At 57.3% G+C, this 773-nt stretch carries 1 pseudogene; it reads right to left on the reverse strand.

The annotated features are described in order from the left end of the window. Positions 1 to 773, reverse strand: a pseudogene (locus DW937_RS14590) (N-domain protein, SNF2 family); the annotation flags it as partial.

Raw genomic sequence — 773 nt, forward strand, 5'->3', positions numbered from 1 at the left:
AGTAGGTCACGTTCCTGCTGTTCGTATTCATATTGGCTCCTTTCTGCATTGCGGCGGCGGATGGTAGCTTTCACGGTGCGCTCGATGTTCCGCAGCACCTCACGGCTCATGTCGCTGACGGCTGCGCCGAGGGCAAAAACGGCATCCGGGGTGGAAAAATCGTGGATGGCTTGAAAATCATCTTTATCGAACCACCCGGCAGGCTCAAAGCCACAGCGTTCCAGCAGCGCGTAGGTGACGCTGATGGCGGCGGCACTTTTGAACTGCATCTCCACCCCGGCTTCATCATAATCCATCAAGAGCGAACCGTCAACGATGGCACGAATGTCGCCGCCGTTGTTGTCCCAGTAATCTGCCACCAATTTTCCGGCAACATCGGCAAGCTGCTGACCAAAACTTTCGCTGTGAACGCCATAGTTTTCTGCCAACATAGACCTGACCGGCTCTTTCAGGGATTCATTGATCTGCCACAGGTCCGGGTACAGGGCGTTTCGCCGCGGTGCCGTATCAGACACATCAAAGACATAGTGCAGGCGCGAGAATCCACTGGATTCGTCCAGCAGTGCAATGCCCTTGGCACCCCGGCGCACATAACGGTTCATCCGGTTGTTCCAGATGTCAAAGTCGGCGCAGGCAGTGGCATCCGGGCGCTGGGCGCAGATCATGAGCTGGTCCGCAAAAGGGTACTTGTACAGCCGGGACGCAGTGGTCAGGTAGTCCGTCCAGCTTTCCCAGTACCGGGTCAAGCCGTTGGCTGTGCGCTGGGCAAGGGC

Origin of the sequence: Faecalibacterium sp. AM43-5AT (assembly GCF_003603345.1) — a bacterium.
Lineage (GTDB): Bacteria > Bacillota > Clostridia > Oscillospirales > Ruminococcaceae > Faecalibacterium > Faecalibacterium taiwanense.